Annotated in this window: 18 protein-coding genes; 12 read left to right on the top strand and 6 right to left on the bottom strand. The window is 52.2% G+C overall.

The genetic code is table 11. The features are described 5' to 3' along the window. Window positions 1–35 precede the first annotated feature (35 nt). The 3 genes from ACYQ8U_RS02740 to ACYQ8U_RS02730 all read left to right on the top strand — a co-directional run bounded on the left by ACYQ8U_RS02740 (window position 36) and on the right by ACYQ8U_RS02730 (window position 1838). Entirely contained in the window at window positions 36–380 is a 345-nt protein-coding gene (locus tag ACYQ8U_RS02740; protein WP_459943978.1) for a PilZ domain-containing protein, read from the top strand. Between the two features lie 98 nt (window positions 381–478). Then, on the top strand, window positions 479–688 hold the full coding sequence (locus ACYQ8U_RS02735; protein WP_459943977.1) for a hypothetical protein: 210 nt from the start codon (window positions 479–481) through the stop codon (window positions 686–688). A gap of 130 nt (window positions 689–818) precedes the next feature. Then, window positions 819–1838, top strand: coding sequence for an alpha-hydroxy-acid oxidizing protein (locus tag ACYQ8U_RS02730; protein WP_459943976.1), 1020 nt, complete (start codon window positions 819–821; stop codon window positions 1836–1838). Window positions 1839–2026: 188 nt separating this feature from the next. Here the strand turns inward: ACYQ8U_RS02730 and ACYQ8U_RS02725 are convergent, their stop codons facing one another. Continuing rightward, window positions 2027–2317, bottom strand: coding sequence for an integration host factor subunit alpha (locus ACYQ8U_RS02725; protein WP_459943975.1), 291 nt, complete (start codon window positions 2315–2317; stop codon window positions 2027–2029). Window positions 2318–2503: 186 nt separating this feature from the next. Between ACYQ8U_RS02725 and tsaA the strand changes: the two genes are divergently transcribed. The 4 genes from tsaA to ACYQ8U_RS02705 all read left to right on the top strand — a co-directional run bounded on the left by tsaA (window position 2504) and on the right by ACYQ8U_RS02705 (window position 6025). Continuing rightward, window positions 2504–3517, top strand: coding sequence for a tRNA (N6-threonylcarbamoyladenosine(37)-N6)-methyltransferase TrmO (gene tsaA / locus ACYQ8U_RS02720; protein WP_459943974.1), 1014 nt, complete (start codon window positions 2504–2506; stop codon window positions 3515–3517). A gap of 201 nt (window positions 3518–3718) precedes the next feature. Then, entirely contained in the window at window positions 3719–5005 is a 1287-nt protein-coding gene (locus tag ACYQ8U_RS02715) for a citrate synthase (RefSeq protein WP_459943973.1), read from the top strand. Between the two features lie 180 nt (window positions 5006–5185). Further along, complete coding sequence (locus ACYQ8U_RS02710; protein WP_459943972.1) at window positions 5186–5593, top strand: bacteriohemerythrin; 408 nt, start codon at window positions 5186–5188, stop codon at window positions 5591–5593. A gap of 6 nt (window positions 5594–5599) precedes the next feature. Continuing rightward, window positions 5600–6025: an iron-sulfur cluster assembly scaffold protein gene (locus tag ACYQ8U_RS02705; RefSeq protein ID WP_459943971.1), complete on the top strand. Its 426-nt coding sequence runs from the start codon at window positions 5600–5602 to the stop codon at window positions 6023–6025. Between the two features lie 111 nt (window positions 6026–6136). Here the strand turns inward: ACYQ8U_RS02705 and ACYQ8U_RS02700 are convergent, their stop codons facing one another. Beyond that, window positions 6137–7087 (bottom strand): ABC transporter substrate-binding protein, encoded by a 951-nt coding sequence (locus tag ACYQ8U_RS02700; RefSeq protein WP_459943970.1) that lies wholly within the window; start codon window positions 7085–7087, stop codon window positions 6137–6139. A gap of 308 nt (window positions 7088–7395) precedes the next feature. Here ACYQ8U_RS02700 and ACYQ8U_RS02695 point away from each other — a divergent pair, with 308 nt between their 5' ends. From ACYQ8U_RS02695 to ACYQ8U_RS02675, 5 genes are read left to right on the top strand one after another with little or no spacing between them, the layout of a single operon-like run. Continuing rightward, a complete protein-coding gene (locus ACYQ8U_RS02695; RefSeq protein ID WP_459943969.1) occupies window positions 7396–8139 on the top strand; it encodes a (Fe-S)-binding protein in 744 nt (247 codons plus the stop codon). Continuing rightward, window positions 8136–9611 carry a LutB/LldF family L-lactate oxidation iron-sulfur protein gene (locus tag ACYQ8U_RS02690; protein WP_459943968.1) on the top strand — a complete coding sequence of 492 codons (1476 nt, stop codon included), beginning with the start codon at window positions 8136–8138 and terminating at the stop codon, window positions 9609–9611. The genes ACYQ8U_RS02695 and ACYQ8U_RS02690 overlap by 4 nt, the downstream gene beginning before the upstream one ends. Beyond that, window positions 9604–10338 (top strand): LutC/YkgG family protein, encoded by a 735-nt coding sequence (locus tag ACYQ8U_RS02685; RefSeq protein ID WP_459943967.1) that lies wholly within the window; start codon window positions 9604–9606, stop codon window positions 10336–10338. Before ACYQ8U_RS02690 ends, ACYQ8U_RS02685 begins: the two co-directional genes overlap by 8 nt. Continuing rightward, window positions 10335–11480 (top strand): AI-2E family transporter, encoded by a 1146-nt coding sequence (locus ACYQ8U_RS02680; protein ID WP_459943966.1) that lies wholly within the window; start codon window positions 10335–10337, stop codon window positions 11478–11480. The genes ACYQ8U_RS02685 and ACYQ8U_RS02680 overlap by 4 nt, the downstream gene beginning before the upstream one ends. Before the next feature lie 45 nt (window positions 11481–11525). Beyond that, window positions 11526–12413, top strand: coding sequence for a DMT family transporter (locus ACYQ8U_RS02675; protein WP_459943965.1), 888 nt, complete (start codon window positions 11526–11528; stop codon window positions 12411–12413). Window positions 12414–12511: 98 nt separating this feature from the next. Here the strand turns inward: ACYQ8U_RS02675 and ACYQ8U_RS02670 are convergent, their stop codons facing one another. The 4 genes from ACYQ8U_RS02670 to ACYQ8U_RS02655 form a co-directional block, all read right to left on the bottom strand. Beyond that, entirely contained in the window at window positions 12512–13060 is a 549-nt protein-coding gene (locus ACYQ8U_RS02670; RefSeq protein ID WP_459943964.1) for an HdeD family acid-resistance protein, read from the bottom strand. Window positions 13061–13209: 149 nt separating this feature from the next. Then, a complete protein-coding gene (locus tag ACYQ8U_RS02665; RefSeq protein ID WP_459943963.1) occupies window positions 13210–13890 on the bottom strand; it encodes a type 1 glutamine amidotransferase domain-containing protein in 681 nt (226 codons plus the stop codon). Window positions 13891–14164: 274 nt separating this feature from the next. Beyond that, complete coding sequence (locus ACYQ8U_RS02660) at window positions 14165–14410, bottom strand: PRC-barrel domain-containing protein (RefSeq protein WP_459943962.1); 246 nt, start codon at window positions 14408–14410, stop codon at window positions 14165–14167. A gap of 190 nt (window positions 14411–14600) precedes the next feature. Beyond that, window positions 14601–15764 carry an ABC transporter ATP-binding protein gene (locus tag ACYQ8U_RS02655; RefSeq protein ID WP_459943961.1) on the bottom strand — a complete coding sequence of 388 codons (1164 nt, stop codon included), beginning with the start codon at window positions 15762–15764 and terminating at the stop codon, window positions 14601–14603. Window positions 15765–15777 lie beyond the last annotated feature (13 nt).

Here is a 15777-nt window from a genome sequence, read left to right as displayed (position 1 = left end):
GACAGTGAAGAAAATTCTTACAACGGCAGGTCGACATGGCTCAGAAAGTAAAAAAGTCTAAACGAGCGGCACTCCGCTATAAGTTTGCCAACAAAACGATAACCTATATGGCCAAAGGTCAATTGGGACAGGCAACGTTACAGAACATTTCCACGAGTGGCTGTGCTGTAACAAAAAGCAGCACGCAGCTCACTAAAAATGATCAAGTTCTCATCGTCATTGAATTGACGGAGTGCGACCGACCGCTCGAACTCAAAGGGCGGGTGATGCGTGCCGGTGAGGCGGCATTTTCCGTTCAATTCACCGACCTTGATGAGAGTTTTGTCAGCCATTTTTCCATCATCCTGGCCACAGAACTCCGTCACTGCCGGTCAAAGTAATTTTTTTTCCTTTCCTTTAGAAAATTCACCGGGTACTCACTCTGTGATACCCCTGCCCGGTTATACTCTCCTGAAAGATCAACAAAGGAGGGTATCAAATGAAAGAACACACGCAAACCTTCAACAAAACTATTTTCAGCCATTGCCCGGCGAGCCGGACCAATCCATTCATCACCATTCTGAAAGAACGACTCACGTCATGCAAGGATCAATTACAAAGCGGCGCGGCAAGCCTGGCGATCGGCACTGTTTTTCTGCTGGCCGTTTATCTTTTTTTTACGCAACTCGCCGCTTACGGCTGGCAGTAGTCCTTTTTATTTCTCCTGACGCCACAGTTGCCGAACGATCCGTTTTATTGTAAATCGACAGAAACTGCTTTCTACACCCAGGCTGTTATGCCGGTGATATTCTATGCAATGATAATTTATGGAGACCGAAATGAAAGAGACGCGTGACAAGGCCAGAAAAATGATGGAGCCCTTCTGTAAAGTCTGCCCGATTTGCAACGGCAAGGCCTGCGCCGGCCAGGTGCCGGGTATGGGCGGGCTTGGCAGCGGCTCCTCTTTTATCAATAATGTGCAGGCGCTGGCCAGGATTCAGTTCAATATGCGCCTGATCCATGACGTCACCGACCCGGATACCTCGGTGACCATACTGGGCAGACAACTCGCCCTGCCCGTCCTGGCCGCACCTATCGGCGGCGTGTCCTTTAATATGGGCGGGGGTGTTTCCGAAGAAGAGTATATCGCGGCCATCATTCATGGTTGCAAGGCCAAAGCCATCATCGGCTGCTGCGGCGATGGGGTACCCGATTTCATCCATCAGGCCGGATTTGGTGCTATAAAATCCGCCGCCGGTCATGGCATTCCCTTTATTAAACCCTGGGAAGACGATGAACTGCAGAGAAAAATTGACGCGGCCCAGGCAACCGGCACCGACACCATCGGCATGGATATCGACGCCGCCGGCCTCATCACCCTGCGCAAGATGGGACGGCCGGTTTCTCCGAAACCGCTGGAAAAACTCACGGAAATCATCCGTAAAAGTGGCATGAAATTTATCCTCAAAGGAATCATGACCCCGGATGAAGCGGAGCTGGCCGTTACTGCCGGTGCCGACGCGATCGTCGTCTCCAACCATGGCGGCAGGGTGCTCGACCATGCCCCCGGCAGTGCCGAGGTGCTGGCCGATATCGCCGACAGGGTACAGGGCCGGATAACCATTCTGGCCGACGGCGGCATCCGTACCGGAGGCGATGTCCTGAAAATGCTCGCCCTCGGGGCCGATGCGGTGATGGTTGGCCGTCCGTTCTCCGTTGCCGCCGTCGGCGGGCTGCAGCAGGGTGTTGAAACCGCTATCGACGCGCTCATGGCCGAATTGAAACAGACGATGGTGCTCACCGGGACCAGATCGGCCTCCAGTGTTGACCGGAAGATTTTATTTTCCCGTAACGGCTAAGCCTTAGCCCGGGGTATTCCGGTGCAAGGAACAGTTCGCCCTGCCTCCTTCGACCAAACCGCCATAGTGGTTTTACTATCGTTCGGGGCACAAGGATGATGGCATAATGTGGTTTTTCGATATAACGAGGAACCCCATCGCCTGATTCTTTTCAGCTGGTAAGGAAGGTCTGTCGTTTTTTTGCTCTTTCACTGCCCGGCATTGACTTTGTTGCGCAGAATACCGGATGGTTTGAAAGTCACCACTCTTCTGGCATTGAGCATCAGGTCATCACCCGTCTGCGGATTCCGTCCACGACGCGGACTCTTCTCGCGGACATTAAATTTGCCGAACCCGCTCAGGAGAAGATCTGATCCGCTGATAAGGGTCTCTTTCGACAAACGCAAAAATGCCTCGACCGATTCGGTCGCCTGGGCCTTGGTCAAGTTTTCGTGTTTTTCATACACCTGCTGCACCAGATCCGCCTTGGTAAGTGTCATTCATCTCTCCTTAAGTTATGAAGGTAATTCCGACTGTCTTCGACAGATCATATTCTGAAAATTAAAAAAGTTAAAGAAATTAGTGTTATGTCTGTCATTTTTCGTTACATTTCATCCAGGATGGGGCCTCGACCAGACAGATCAGCAGACATCGGCCCCGTTAACCCCGCCAAACAGGAGCTTACAATGCAAGCGATGGAGAATACTATCCTGCAGCACGTACCAGACACCCCCGACAGCACACAACGGTACCTCTTTTATCTGCACGGCCTGATCGTCGAAGAGGCTGGAATCCGTCCCAAAAGCGACGAACACGGATACTATGAATACCAGCGCATTCTTGAAGAGCTGGCCCGGGAAGGATTTATCGTCATAAGTGAGGCACGCAAGCAAGGCACGGAAATCAAACCCTATGCCGAAAATATCGTCTCGCAGATTAAACACCTTCTGGCACACGGGGTTGCGCCGGGAAATATCACCGTCATCGGCGCCTCCAAAGGCGGCGTCATCAGCGCCTACGTCTCGACCATGCTGAAGGAAAAAGAGATAAATTATCTTTTCCTGGCCGGATTATTCGAAAAATGTCTTATAGATACTTCTCTTACATTATATGGCAACGTGCTGTCGATCCATGATCGGTCGGATAAACTGTCCATCACTCCGGGTCTATATTTTCAGCGATCGGCAGGGCTCGGCCGGTTCAAGGAAATCGTTCTGGCACTTGACCTCGGCCACGGTCTGATTTACCAGCCCTATCGGCAATGGATCGACCCGTTTATGGCATGGCTGAAAGCAACAGCAGCAGCACAACCCAGATTACACATCATCGGCGTGCTGCACGGCGATATCGCCAGCCGTGACGACGCTCCGAAAAATTTTTCTGAATCAACCAGGACAGGCACCCTGGAAATCTATCCCGAATATCAGGACGGACTCGACGGTATTGTTGCCGGTCAAACCATCGTTGTCCTTTTCTGGCTGCACAAATCACGCCGCGACACCCTCAAGGTCTATCCACGGGGCGACAAATCAAGAGGGCTCAAGGGGGTTTTTGCCACCCGCAGTCCGGTGAGACCAAATCCGCTGGCCATTTCAGAACTGAAAGTGCTGGCGATCAATGGCAATCTTCTTGAGGTTTCCGGGCTGGATATCCTCGATGGCACGCCGATCATTGATATCAAGAAAACGCTCAGCCGCTGACAATCGGCGACACAAGGGCAGCAGACGACATTCCGGCACAGCCGCGCTGGGCGACGGCAGAGTGAATAATCATTGCAAGCGACGTAAATGATTACTATTATTTTAAATAAGTTACTATGTCTTGCAAAAGACAACGGCAGAGACCTGTACTATAACCAGCTCCGGTTATGACAATTGAATATTATTGCCATGGAGAAGACAATGAGCGAGAAAGCGATACTGAGCGTTGACGGAAAGAATTTTGAATTTGATGTCATTACCGGTACAGAGAATGAAAAATGCATTGATATGCAGAATCTCCGCAATAAAACCGGTTATATTACCATGGATCCCGGCTTTGGCAACACCGGCTCCTGTTACTCGTCCATAACCTATGTCGACGGGGCCAAGGGTATCCTCAGATACCGAGGCTATCCTATTGAAGAGCTCGCTGAAAAGGCGATTTTTATCGAAACCGCCTATCTTATTCTCTACGGCGAATTGCCCAACAAAGAGCAGCTGCAATCCTTCTCGGATAGGATCAAGGAACATGCTCCGATCCATACCAATCTCGAACACCATTTTTCCGGCTTCCCAAAATCTGCGCCGCCCATGGCCATTCTGTCGGCGATGCTCAACCTTGTCGCCTGTTTTCATCCGGAAGTCCTCGAGGTGCCGACGACCGGGGCGCAGTTTGACCGCACCGCGGCGCTGCTGCTTTCCAAGGTGCGAACCATTGCCGCCTTTGCCTACCGCATGGCCGCCGGCAGGCCGTTCAATCATCCCAATCCCAACCTGACCTACTGCGGTAATTTTCTACATATGATGTTTTCCGATCCATACCAGGAATATAAGGTTACGCCGATTATCGACAAGGCACTCAACCTCTTTCTCATCCTGCATGCGGATCATGAGCAAAATTGTTCCACCTCGACCGTCCGGGTAGTCGGCAGTTCCCGCGCAAATCTCTTCAGTTCGGTTGCCGCCGGGGTATGCGCCCTCTGGGGCCCCTTGCATGGCGGGGCCAATGCGGCGGTGATCACCATGCTCGAAGATATTCAGAAATCCGGTCGCCCCGCTTCCTACTACCTCGACAAGGCCAAGGACAAAAACGATCCTTTCCGGCTGATGGGTTTTGGTCACCGGGTATATAAAAACTTTGACCCGCGGTCACTCATCCTGAAGAAGCGTGTCCACGATGTTTTGAAAGCCCTCAACGTACAGGATAGCCTGCTGGATATCGCCCTGGAACTTGAAGAAACCACGCTCAATGACGACTATTTCCTGTCCAGAAATCTTTATCCCAACGTTGACTTTTATAGCGGCATTCTGCTGCGGGCCATCGGTATCCCGCTCAATATGTACACCGTCATGTTTGCCATTGGACGAATGCCCGGCTGGATAGCCAACTGGAAAGAGCTGCATGATCATAAACTGCGTATTTCACGACCGCGCCAGATCTATACCGGTGAAACAACTCGCCATTTTGTCCCCATGGCCGAACGGTAAGAGCGAACCGCCGCCCCTCTCCTCTCAGCCTGATTCCTCTCTTTATCGAGGAATCAGGCTGGCCTTTTCCTCCTCATCTTCTTGCAACAATTATTTCTTGTAAAGAATCGGCGTCGTGGTATTCTGCAAAATTCTTCAGAGAGTATCTAGAAAAAACAACTACTTGTTTCAAGGAAGCTTATGGAAATAATCAATTGGAAAAATGAATTCAGCGTCGGCGTAAAAGAAATGGACGAGCAGCATAAAAAACTGCTCGCCATGATCAACCGGCTGATTGAGGAACAACACACCCTGACCGATCCAAGAACGATTGCCGACCTTCTGACGGAAATGACCGACTATGCCCAGGTCCATTTTCGAGCCGAAGAGTTTCTCATGGCAGAATACGGCTATGAGCAGAAAAGTGCACAAGAGAAACAGCATCAGGGATTTATCGACAAAACCATTTCCTTTTACTCGGCAACGGATATTGGACCAAATGTTCTCTCCGTCGCCCTTTTGGATTATCTCGGCAGCTGGCTGGTCGGACATATCCTGCAAGAAGATATGAAATATAAAGATTTTTTCAGAAGCAAAGGACTTCGCTGATAGATTATGGAACAGATGCACAATAACTCTTTTCAGGACCATTCAAAAAATTTCCAGGCGATGGTTTCCCGGGTTGAACGATATGGCGAGCTCGAAAAGCCGGACGGCTACGGGAAACGGACTGGCGACTGCGGCGACACTATCGAAATGTACCTGTCCATCCAGGCCGGGCAGATCCGCATGATCACCTTTCGAGTGCAGGGATGCGCCAATACCGTGGCCTGCGGCAACACCGTCTCGACCTTGATGGAGGGGCGAACCCTCAGCGATGGCTGGCGGCTCACTCCGGAAAACGTCTCGGATTATCTGCAAACCCTGCCGCCGGATCATTTCCACTGCGCGGAACTTGCTGTGGGCGCCTTTTATAAGGCGCTGACGGACTATAGCAGAAAACAAAGAGAACCGTGGAAGAAGGCTTATCCGCAGCGCTAAGCGCCCACCGTGCGCTGCGCCTCGCGGCAAAAGCAATTTCATGACACCCTTCCCGTTAGGTAAAGACGACAGGAAGGGTCGGCGACAGTCACGACTGAAGGGCAATGCCGCTTAATACAGGACGTCGGCCGAATCAAGAATAGCCTGGTCAATGACAAGCCCCATACGCTCCGCCGCTTTTGGATTTATATGGAAAGTAAGGTTTTTCTGGAACTCGACCGGAATGGTCTCGGGTTTGGCACCGGCGAGAATTTTCCTGGCCATGGCCCCGGTCTGCTTGCCATGCAGATAATAATCAAAGCCCATGGCGGCAATCGTTCCCCGCTCAACCGAATCCGTATCGGCACTAAACAGCGGCATCTTGGTCCGTTCGCAGACCTTCACAACCGCCTCAAGAGATGAGACGACGGTATTATCGGTCGGCACGTACACCGCATCGACCTTGCCGACAAGACTCTGCGCCGCCTGATAGACATCGGCGGAGTTGGTAACCGGTGCGTCGATGATGGTAATATCCCTCTCGATAGCCGCTGCTTTAAGCCGTTTCACATTGGATACCGAGTTCATTTCTCCGGCATTATACATCACCCCGAGTTTTTTCAGCCCAGGCAGAAAACGACGAACCATATCGAGATGCTTGTCCATGGGCATCTGGTTGGAAACACCGGTAATATTTGGTCCGGGGTGCATATAGTCCTTGACCAGGCCGGCGGCGAGGGGGTCAGTGATCGCCGTAAACAGCATCGGGGTATGGGCCAGCTGCGGCGCCTTGTCGTACACTTTGGCACAGGCCTGGGCATTCGGCGTGGCGATCGCCACGATCATATCCGGTGCATCGGAGGCGATCTGGGTGGCAATCTGATTGGCCGTGCCCATATTGCCATGGGCATTGTATTCTTTGTATTCAACCGCAACACCGTTTTCGGCCAGGTCATCCTTAAACCCCTGCAGCACCGCATTCAGAGCAGGGTGTTCAACAAATTGACTGACGGCGATCTTGACCGACTGGGCATTGACATTCGCGGCAAAGGCCAGCAAGGCTGTCAGCACAATAGTTTTCACAATTTTTCTCATTTCTTCCCTCGTCTCGTTTGAGTTAGTACTGGTCGGGTACGGCACATTGCTATTGACCTTTGTAGAAGATTATGCGAATTCATTCAAGCAAATAGAGGGCCATTGCCCGACCAGCCACATTTTTCCAGGGAAAAGCGTCGAGCACATCCGGTGAGGGAGAAGGAACCGACACTCTTCAATCACCTCGCCCCTGTTGCAGTGTTCGGGCAAAACGGGTATTTTCCATAACATCCCGCTACATCAGCTATCAAAAAAACAGGCAGCTTCTTTTTGCCTGTCAACCTGAGGACACAACAATGTCTGGCAAAACGGTTTCCCTCTTTATTCAATGTCTTGTTGATACCATGTTTCCCGAAACCGGGGAAGCGATGATCACTGTTTTCGACCGGCTTGGCCTTGCCTATGATTACCCGCAGGGACAGACCTGCTGCGGCCAGCCGGCCTTTAACAGCGGCTACAGCCACGATGCCGCCGCTGCGGCAAAACATTTTATCGACATCTTTGAGGATGCGGAAGTCATTGTCTGCCCGTCCGGTTCCTGTGTACATATGGTACGCCATCACTACCCGGAGCTTTTTGCCGACGACCCGGCCATGCACAGCAGGGCGCTGGCCATCGGCGCAAAAACCTTTGAATTCACGCAATATCTCGTCGACGAACTGGGCATAAGCGATGTCGGAGCACATTTCCCCGGCACCGTCACCTATCATGACTCCTGCCATCTGAGCCGCGGCCTGGGCATTGCCGTCCAGCCCCGGGCCCTGCTGAACAATGTCCGCGGCCTGGAACTGATCGAGATGCGGGACAGTGATACCTGCTGCGGCTTTGGCGGCACCTTCAGTGTCAACTACCCCGAGATCAGTATCGCCATGGTCGACGAGAAGATCGACAATATCCTGGCGACCAGGGCGGGCACGGTAACCGGCTGCGATATCAGCTGCCTGATGAATATTCTCGGCCGAATCAAAAGACGGGAAGAAGATGTTCAGGTAGTGCATATCGCCCAGATCCTTGCCGCCGACAAAGGAGAAAAGAGATGAGCGCAAAGCCGCAATCACAATACTGCATCGACGCCGAAAAAGGCATGAGTTCGCCACGACTGCAGGCCAGCCTGCACCGCCTGCAAAATCGCTTCGGCAAGGGTGCCATGGCGCTGTGGGCGGAAATGGACGATCAGGATATGCGCCGGCGGGTGAAGAAATCACGCATGAAAAACCTTGACCACCTGGACATCCTGCTCACCGAGCTGGCGAAAAACGTCACAGCCAGGGGCGGCCATGTCCATTTTGCCGAAACCGCGCAGGATGCTATCGACTATACCCTCGAGGTGGCGAGAAAAAACGAGGTCAAACGGGTGGTCAAGGGCAAGTCGATGCTCTCCATGGAAATCGCCATCGATCCGGCCTTGCAAGAGGCAGGCATCGAGGTGGTGGAAACCGACTTGGGCGAATATATCATTCAGCTGGCCGGCGACAAACCCTCGCATATCATTGCGCCCTGCATCCACATGGACCGCAGCCGGATCGGCGAACTGTTTGCTGAAAAACTGGGGATCGACTACACCGACGATCCGCCATCCCTGACGGCGGCGGCCCGCAAGGCACTTCGCGAAAAACTGCTCAGTGCCGATATGGGTCTGACCGGCTGTAACCTGGCCTGTGCCGCAACCGGCCATATCAGTCTGGTGTCCAACGAAGGGAACATCCGCATGGCCACCACCATGCCGCCGGTGCATGTCGCGCTTATGGGCATGGAGCGCATCGTCGCAACCCTTGATGAACACCGTGAGACCATCCAGCTGTTGACCCGGGGGGCGGCCCTGCAGAAATTATCCACCTACGTCAGTTTTATCGGGGGGCCGAGCCGCAACGACGACCCGGACGGCCCGAAAGAGTTTCATCTGGTCATTATCGACAACGGGCGGTCGAAAATCCTCGCCGACCCGGAGTTCCGCGAGGTACTCGCCTGTCTCCGCTGCGGCGCCTGCCTGAATATCTGTCCGGTTTACGGCAAAATCGGCGGCCATGCCTATAATTCGCCGTACTGCGGCCCGATCGGCGCGGTCGTCACCCCGCTGCTCGACGGCATCAACAAACATGCCGATCTGTGCAAAGGGGAAACCCTGTGCGGCGCCTGCAAGGATATCTGCCCGGTGCAGATCGATCTGCCGCGTATGCTTGCCGCGCTTCGGCAAAAGCTGGCCTATGGCAGCGACAGATGGAATACCAGGCAGCATAATCTTCTCGAGGCATATGCCTTCACCCTGTGGCGGCTCCTTGTCTCCTGGAGTCCTCTCTACCGCACTGGTCTGAAAATTGCCCGCTTGTGTCAGCGGCCGTTTGTCCATAAAAACAGGATGATCAAGAGGATGGCTGGGCTCGCCTCCGGCTGGACCGACGGACGTGATCTGCCGCCCATCGCCAAAAAAACCTTTACCGAAATCTGGCAGGAAAAACACGCAAAAACCGAGCCGATACATCCCGTGGCAACCAAGGAGGACAACAATGCCTAAGCAGACCACCTTTCTGGCAACCATCCGGACCGCTCTGGGCGAGGCGCCAAACGTTGAACGTTCGAAAAGTACTTTCCCCAAGCTGTTTGCCGCCCCGGACACTACCGAGACGCTGAAGAAAATCCGCAGCCGAACAGTGACGGAGCGCAACGAGCTGGTAAAAATCCTCCTGCACAACGCCAATAGCCTGAACATCAGCAGCCATTTCGTCGAATCCCTAAGCGGTGCGGCCGACGTTGTCGTCGAGCTGATCCGCAGCAAAGAGCCGGAATTCAATTACACGAAACATGTCATCATGCATGATCATGCGGATATTGCCGCCTTACAGCTGTGGAATCGTTTTAACCGGGAAGCGGTGACCCTGCACACCACCTACAGCCGGGACCGGCAGATTGCCGACAAAACCATCGCCTCGTTTATCGGCATAACCGCACCGACCATCGGCGTGGCCGATTCGGCGACCCTGGTACAAGTGACCGAACCCGGACGCCCGCGCTCGACCTCCCTGCTCCCCTCCCTGCACATTGCCCTGCTGCGCAGGGAAAATATCGTCGCCGATCTGGCCGAGGCCTATGCCCTGCTGCGGCAGAAATCGCATCTGGACAGCCTGGTTTTCATCTCCGGCCCTTCAAAAACAGCCGACATTGAGGCGCATATGGTCTATGGAGCACACGGGCCGCGTGAACTGCATCTCATCGTCCTCGCCGAACCAGTGACAGAAAAATGAAACAGACACTGGTCAACAGGACGACACTGCTGTGTCTGGTGATACTGATTTCCGCCCTTTTTCTATCGATGATCCATCAGTTCCTCATGGCAATTTTCATGGCCGGGCTCTTTTCGGCGATGGTCATGCCGGCCCATCGCCTGCTCACCAGAAAACTTGGCGGCCGAGAGACACTTGCCTCCATCCTGACCATACTGGCTATCATCCTGCTGATCCTGACACCGCTCTCCGTTCTTATTACCCTGGTGGTGACTCAGGCCATCGCGATCGGTCAATCCGTCACCCCCTGGGTGCAGACCTTTATCAATCAACCCACCACCATGACCAGCTATCTGGAGAAGATCCCCTATTACCAGGAGATACTCCCCTACCGTGATGTCATTGTGCAGAAGGCCGGCGAGCTGGTCGGTACCGTCTCCAGTTTTCTCATCGATTCACTCTCGTCTTTTACCAAGGTAACCATTGACGCTATTTTCTCGTCGATCGTCATGCTCTATGTGATGTTCTATTTTCTCACCATGGGCGACCTGCTGCTGCAGAAAATTCTCTTTTTCCTTCCTCTGGATGATCTCAATGAGCAACGCCTGCTGTACCGTTTTACCTCGGTGACCAGAGCGACCATCAAGGGAACCCTGATAATCGGCATCATCCAGGGCACTGTCTGCGGCATCGCTTTCGCCATAGCCGGGATCGACGGACCGGTCTTCTGGGGCTCATTGATGGCGGTGATGTCAATCATCCCCGCTTTTGGTACGGCGATCATCTGGTTTCCCGCCCTGCTCATCCTCGCCCTGGCCGGTAATTTCACCGGGGTGATCGTTCTGGCTGTCCTGTGCGGCGCGGTTGCCGGCAATCTGGACAATATCATCCGTCCACGGCTGGTCGGCAAGGACACGGAAATGCACGACCTTTTTGTTCTTTTCGGCACCCTTGGCGGGCTGTCCATGTTCGGATTGCTCGGCATCATTATCGGCCCGCTCGTTGCCGCTCTGTTCATTACCATCTGGGAAATTTACGGCGTGGTTTTCAAAAACTATCTGCCCGACGTTGAAATCGTCCTGAAAAAGCGGCATGAAGCTCCAGCCGACGAAGAAACAGCCGACAACGAACCAGCCGACGAAGAAACAGCGGGTGACAAATAACCGGGATGACCTCCTCGACCTTTAGCCACGGGAACTCCAGCCGCAATGCCCTATCTTCTGCTGATCCTCACCACGCTTTTCTGGTCCGGCAATTTCGTGCTCAGCCGCGGCATGCATGCGGAAATTCCGCCATTTTCTCTTGCGTTCTGGCGATGGACACTGGCACTGCTCATTCTGTCCACCTTCAGCCTTGGCCATCTCCTTGCCCAGCGCCGGCTGGTCCTGGCGCACGGCAAATATATCATCATGCAGGGCGTCCTAGGAGTAGCCGGATTTAACATCCTCGTTTATCTGGCTATCCAGACCACCACCGCCATCAATGCGGTGCTGGTCAACTCCTGCACGCCGATCATCATTGTCCTTTTTTCCTGGGTAATGTACAACGATCGCCTCAGCCTCAGGCAGTATCTCGGCGTCGCCATATCTCTTTGCGGCGTCATGCTGATCATCTCCCAGGGCGAACTCGCAACACTCCTGCAGCTCCGTTTCAACCGGGGGGATGTTCTGGTATTTATGGCCGCAGCCTGCTGGGCACTCTATTCCGCCAATCTGAAGAAATACCCAAAGGGACTGCATCCCCTTGCCTACCAGATGGGTATCGTACTCGCCGGCCTGGCAATCCTCTTGCCACTCTATCTTGTCGAATTATCCACCGGGAAGACCATGACCCTGTCCAGCGGATCGATTGTGACCATCGTCTATGTGGCACTCTTTGCCTCGGTACTGGCCTTCATCTTCTGGAATCGTGCGGTAACCATGCTCGGGGCCAATATCGCCGGACCGTTTATCTATCTCATGCCGGTCTTCAGCACCATCCTGGCTGTCATCTTTCTTGGAGAAAAACTGACGGCAAACCATATCCAGGCCATCCTGCTGATATTCGGAGGCATAGTGCTGACTAACTTTCGGGTGAAAAAGGGCCAAGGGAAATAATTTGGGTCTGCATCTTACAGATTGTTTTCTTGTTTTTTTTGCAAGATAACACACTGCCTCAAGTTACTTTTTCCCGGCTTATTTCCCGTTTACCGGGGTTAGAGATTTATAATGACGTTATGGTTGCGGAGTCGAAGTCCCAGGAAAATCATTGCTGCTCCGAAGACTATTGCATACACACCGATCAGCCAGATCAATGTCACGGCGCCAATGCCCGGATTTACAAACAGGATAACGCTGAACAAGATGGAAAGAATGCCGCTCAATCCCAACAACCACTCTCCCTGGATCTCGTTTCTGAGACTTACAGCGGCAATTATTTCAAGTACTCCAGTCATCATTGCCCAAAAAGCGACCAGCAAAACAATTGCCAGCACAGTGATGCCCGGCCAGATTAAGGTGAAAACGCCTACTGCGATTCCCAGAAGTCCCTCAAGGAGCAATACCCCCCCATTTAATCCCCTCCCCCTTCCTTTCATGGAGACAAAAAAAGACACAAAGCCGTCGACAACAAGGAAGGCCCCAAGGAAAATTGTCATCACCTCAAGAGTGATACCAGGAAGAAAAATTGCAAGCAGGCCAAAGAGGGTTGCCAGGGTACCACGTAATAAAAACAACCACCAATATTTACCATATACAAGAAACATAATCTCCCCTTCCTATGTACTCCATATATAATGATTTTATGGGCCGATCATTATGAAAACCTTTGGTACTGGGAAAAAAGAAAAATCCGAAAATTCCGGCAAGCCTGCACTCTACCTGCTGCTGAGCTGAATCGGGGATGCTTGTTTGGCTACTTCTTGAGAAGCTGGACAATTTTTTCAGCAGCTTCTCTGGATGAAGCAGGATTCTGGCCCGTGACAAGGTTACCGTCAACTTGAACATAACTCGTCCAGTCATCGCCCCGGCTGTAGAGACCACCTTTGGTTTTCAGCATATCCTCAACCATAAAAGGGACTATCTCCGTCAATTGGACAAGTGATTCCTCGCTATTGCTGAAACCGGTAACTTTTTTGCCTGTTACGAGAGGCAAACCATCCTCACGTACGGCATCACGCAGTACTGCCGGAGCATGACAGACACAGCCAATGGGTTTTCCCCGTCGATAAAACAATTCTATCAGGGAGATGGAATGTATATCTTCCGTCAGATCCCACAGGGGCCCATGGCCGCCAGGATAAAAAATGGCATCGAAATCTTCATGGTTTAAAGAATCCAGACGTTGGGTGGCGGCAAGCATGTTCTTTGCCTCCTCATCATTTGCAAATCTTCTGGTTGCCTCTGTCTGTGTATCAGGTGCATTGCTTTTTGGGTCAATTGGTGGTTGTCCTCCGGCAGGGGAAACCAAGGTGATCTGCATGTCGTTATCTTTAAAAACATAATAGGGGGCGGCAAATTCTTCCAGCCATAAGCCGGTTTTTTCACCTGTATTTCCCAGTCTGCCATGGGACGTGAGGATCATCAGGATCTTCATAAGGGTCTCCTTTTTTTGATGGTTAGAGCACAAGGCAACGGCAGAATTAATCGCTGCCATGGAGACGAACAATGGTCGTCCGCTTACTATAAACAGGATAAGAAGGCCGTCCAGTGAAGTGTGTTTCCTGATCTTTATCTGCATCGAAAATCTCATCGGTGAGCTGAAATCAATTCCATTGAGACTTCTCACCGTAAAAATGCTCACAGAAAACGACCTCAAAAGCACAGTAATCAATTATCCTAAGCACGCATATAGAGGCTCCCCGCGCACCCTACCAGTACATTTGATCTTTGGTGAGATCTACACGGAGTATATTCGTTGCTTCGATCGCTGCACCGATGGAGATAGGAGAGATAAGAACCTTCCGGCCCGGCAGCCATTTCCGGGTATCAGCCACAACATAGCGCACCGCCCAGCTTCTGTCGTCAAAGAGAAAGTCACTGCATCTTCCTATCTTGCCGTCCCGGGCACCGAGCTCGTATCCTTGTATTTCTTTGATTCTTTTCAATTTTGGCATGATTTCCTCCTATTAATACCTGTTCCTATTAATAGCTGTAAGAGAGAAAAAAAGTTTGCGCAGGTAAGCGAGGTGCAAGACTCCGAAAGGGCATTCTCGGTCAGGCTCCTGGTTGACTTTATACCTAACACCCCACAAAGGGGGTGGTTGCTAGTGTATATTTCATATAAATCGGCGAAAAAATCGGCAGTCAATCTCCCGACTCTTTTGATCGAAAGAGACATGTACCGTCCTCAGGATCAAAGATATGCAGTTTGTCAGTATCCGGTTGTAAACGAAGAGGATCACCCCGATTGATCCGCTGTGAGGGATCAATTCTGACAACTCCCTGGAGTTTGCTGTTTTTGGTTATTGTTCGATCCAATTCCTCGGGAAGAGCGAAGAGCTGGTCTTCATCCTTTGCTTCCATTTCAAAATGGACAAAGGCATCTGCACCCAGCCATTCGACCATGGTGGTGGTGGCTGGAAGCAGTGGTTCGTCTTGGTCTTCATCTACTATCTGCAGATGTTCCGGGCGCAGGCCGACTATTACTTTTCCATCGGAAATCTTTTGCGCCATTCCCGGCAGATCTATGGCTTCTTTCGTCATCGGCAGATACAATTTGCCTTTTTCCAGCCGCCCCGGGAGGAGGTTCATCGCCGGTGATCCGATAAAACCAGCGACAAAAAGATTGACGGGATCATTGTAGAGCTCTCGTGGGGTACCGACCTGCTGCAATAATCCTTTCCGGAGAACAGCCAGCCGATGCCCCAGGGTGATCGCTTCAATCTGATCATGGGTAACGTAAATCATGGTTGTTTGCAGCTGTTCTTGAAGACGGGCAATCTCGTTGCGCATCTGGCTCCTCAATTTGGCGTCTAAATTGGAAAGCGGCTCGTCCATCAAAAAAACATCCGGCTCGCGAACGATGGCTCGTCCCATTGCCACTCGCTGTCGTTGTCCACCCGAGAGGCTGCGCGGCATTCGAGTCAGCAATTCACCCAACTCCAGAGCTTCGGCAGCCTTGTTCACCCTGCGTTTGATTTCCTGTTGTTCCATCTTTGCGAGTTTGAGAGGGAAAGCCAGATTGTCCTGCACACTCATATGGGGATAGAGGGCGTAGCTCTGAAAAACCATGGCCATATTTCTTTCGCGAGGGTCAAGATGGTTGATTACCCGGCCGTTAACCCGCACCTCCCCCGAGGAGTGGGAATCCAGGCCGACGATTATATTCAGCAGGGTTGATTTGCCGCAGCCAGAGGGACCGAGCAGAATGAAGAATTCACCGTCGCCTACGGTGAAAGAGATATCCTTGACCGCTTCTGTGCCGTCGGGAAATATTTTACTGATATTATTCAGTTGAATCTCTGCCATTGTCAACCTGTGA

It is taken from the genome of Desulfocastanea catecholica (assembly GCF_054657295.1).
The sequence above is the reverse complement of the archived record's forward strand: the minus strand, read 5'-3'. Positions and strand labels throughout refer to the sequence as shown.

Bases quoted from the DNA above. Each gene is read 5' to 3' on its own strand.
- tsaA (WP_459943974.1), top strand. From the start codon at position 2,504: ATGCAAGCGATGGAGAATACTATCCTGCAGCACGTACCAGACACCCCC.
- ACYQ8U_RS02715 (WP_459943973.1), top strand. From the start codon at position 3,719: ATGAGCGAGAAAGCGATACTGAGCGTTGACGGAAAGAATTTTGAATTT.
- ACYQ8U_RS02710 (WP_459943972.1), top strand. From the start codon at position 5,186: ATGGAAATAATCAATTGGAAAAATGAATTCAGCGTCGGCGTAAAAGAA.
- ACYQ8U_RS02660 (WP_459943962.1), bottom strand. From the start codon at position 14,410: ATGCCAAAATTGAAAAGAATCAAAGAAATACAAGGATACGAGCTCGGT.
- ACYQ8U_RS02705 (WP_459943971.1), top strand. From the start codon at position 5,600: ATGGAACAGATGCACAATAACTCTTTTCAGGACCATTCAAAAAATTTC.
- ACYQ8U_RS02670 (WP_459943964.1), bottom strand. From the start codon at position 13,060: ATGTTTCTTGTATATGGTAAATATTGGTGGTTGTTTTTATTACGTGGT.
- ACYQ8U_RS02725 (WP_459943975.1), bottom strand. From the start codon at position 2,317: ATGACACTTACCAAGGCGGATCTGGTGCAGCAGGTGTATGAAAAACAC.
- ACYQ8U_RS02735 (WP_459943977.1), top strand. From the start codon at position 479: ATGAAAGAACACACGCAAACCTTCAACAAAACTATTTTCAGCCATTGC.
- ACYQ8U_RS02655 (WP_459943961.1), bottom strand. From the start codon at position 15,764: ATGGCAGAGATTCAACTGAATAATATCAGTAAAATATTTCCCGACGGC.
- ACYQ8U_RS02665 (WP_459943963.1), bottom strand. From the start codon at position 13,890: ATGAAGATCCTGATGATCCTCACGTCCCATGGCAGACTGGGAAATACA.
- ACYQ8U_RS02680 (WP_459943966.1), top strand. From the start codon at position 10,335: ATGAAACAGACACTGGTCAACAGGACGACACTGCTGTGTCTGGTGATA.
- ACYQ8U_RS02695 (WP_459943969.1), top strand. From the start codon at position 7,396: ATGTCTGGCAAAACGGTTTCCCTCTTTATTCAATGTCTTGTTGATACC.
- ACYQ8U_RS02685 (WP_459943967.1), top strand. From the start codon at position 9,604: ATGCCTAAGCAGACCACCTTTCTGGCAACCATCCGGACCGCTCTGGGC.
- ACYQ8U_RS02740 (WP_459943978.1), top strand. From the start codon at position 36: ATGGCTCAGAAAGTAAAAAAGTCTAAACGAGCGGCACTCCGCTATAAG.
- ACYQ8U_RS02730 (WP_459943976.1), top strand. From the start codon at position 819: ATGAAAGAGACGCGTGACAAGGCCAGAAAAATGATGGAGCCCTTCTGT.
- ACYQ8U_RS02675 (WP_459943965.1), top strand. From the start codon at position 11,526: ATGCCCTATCTTCTGCTGATCCTCACCACGCTTTTCTGGTCCGGCAAT.
- ACYQ8U_RS02690 (WP_459943968.1), top strand. From the start codon at position 8,136: ATGAGCGCAAAGCCGCAATCACAATACTGCATCGACGCCGAAAAAGGC.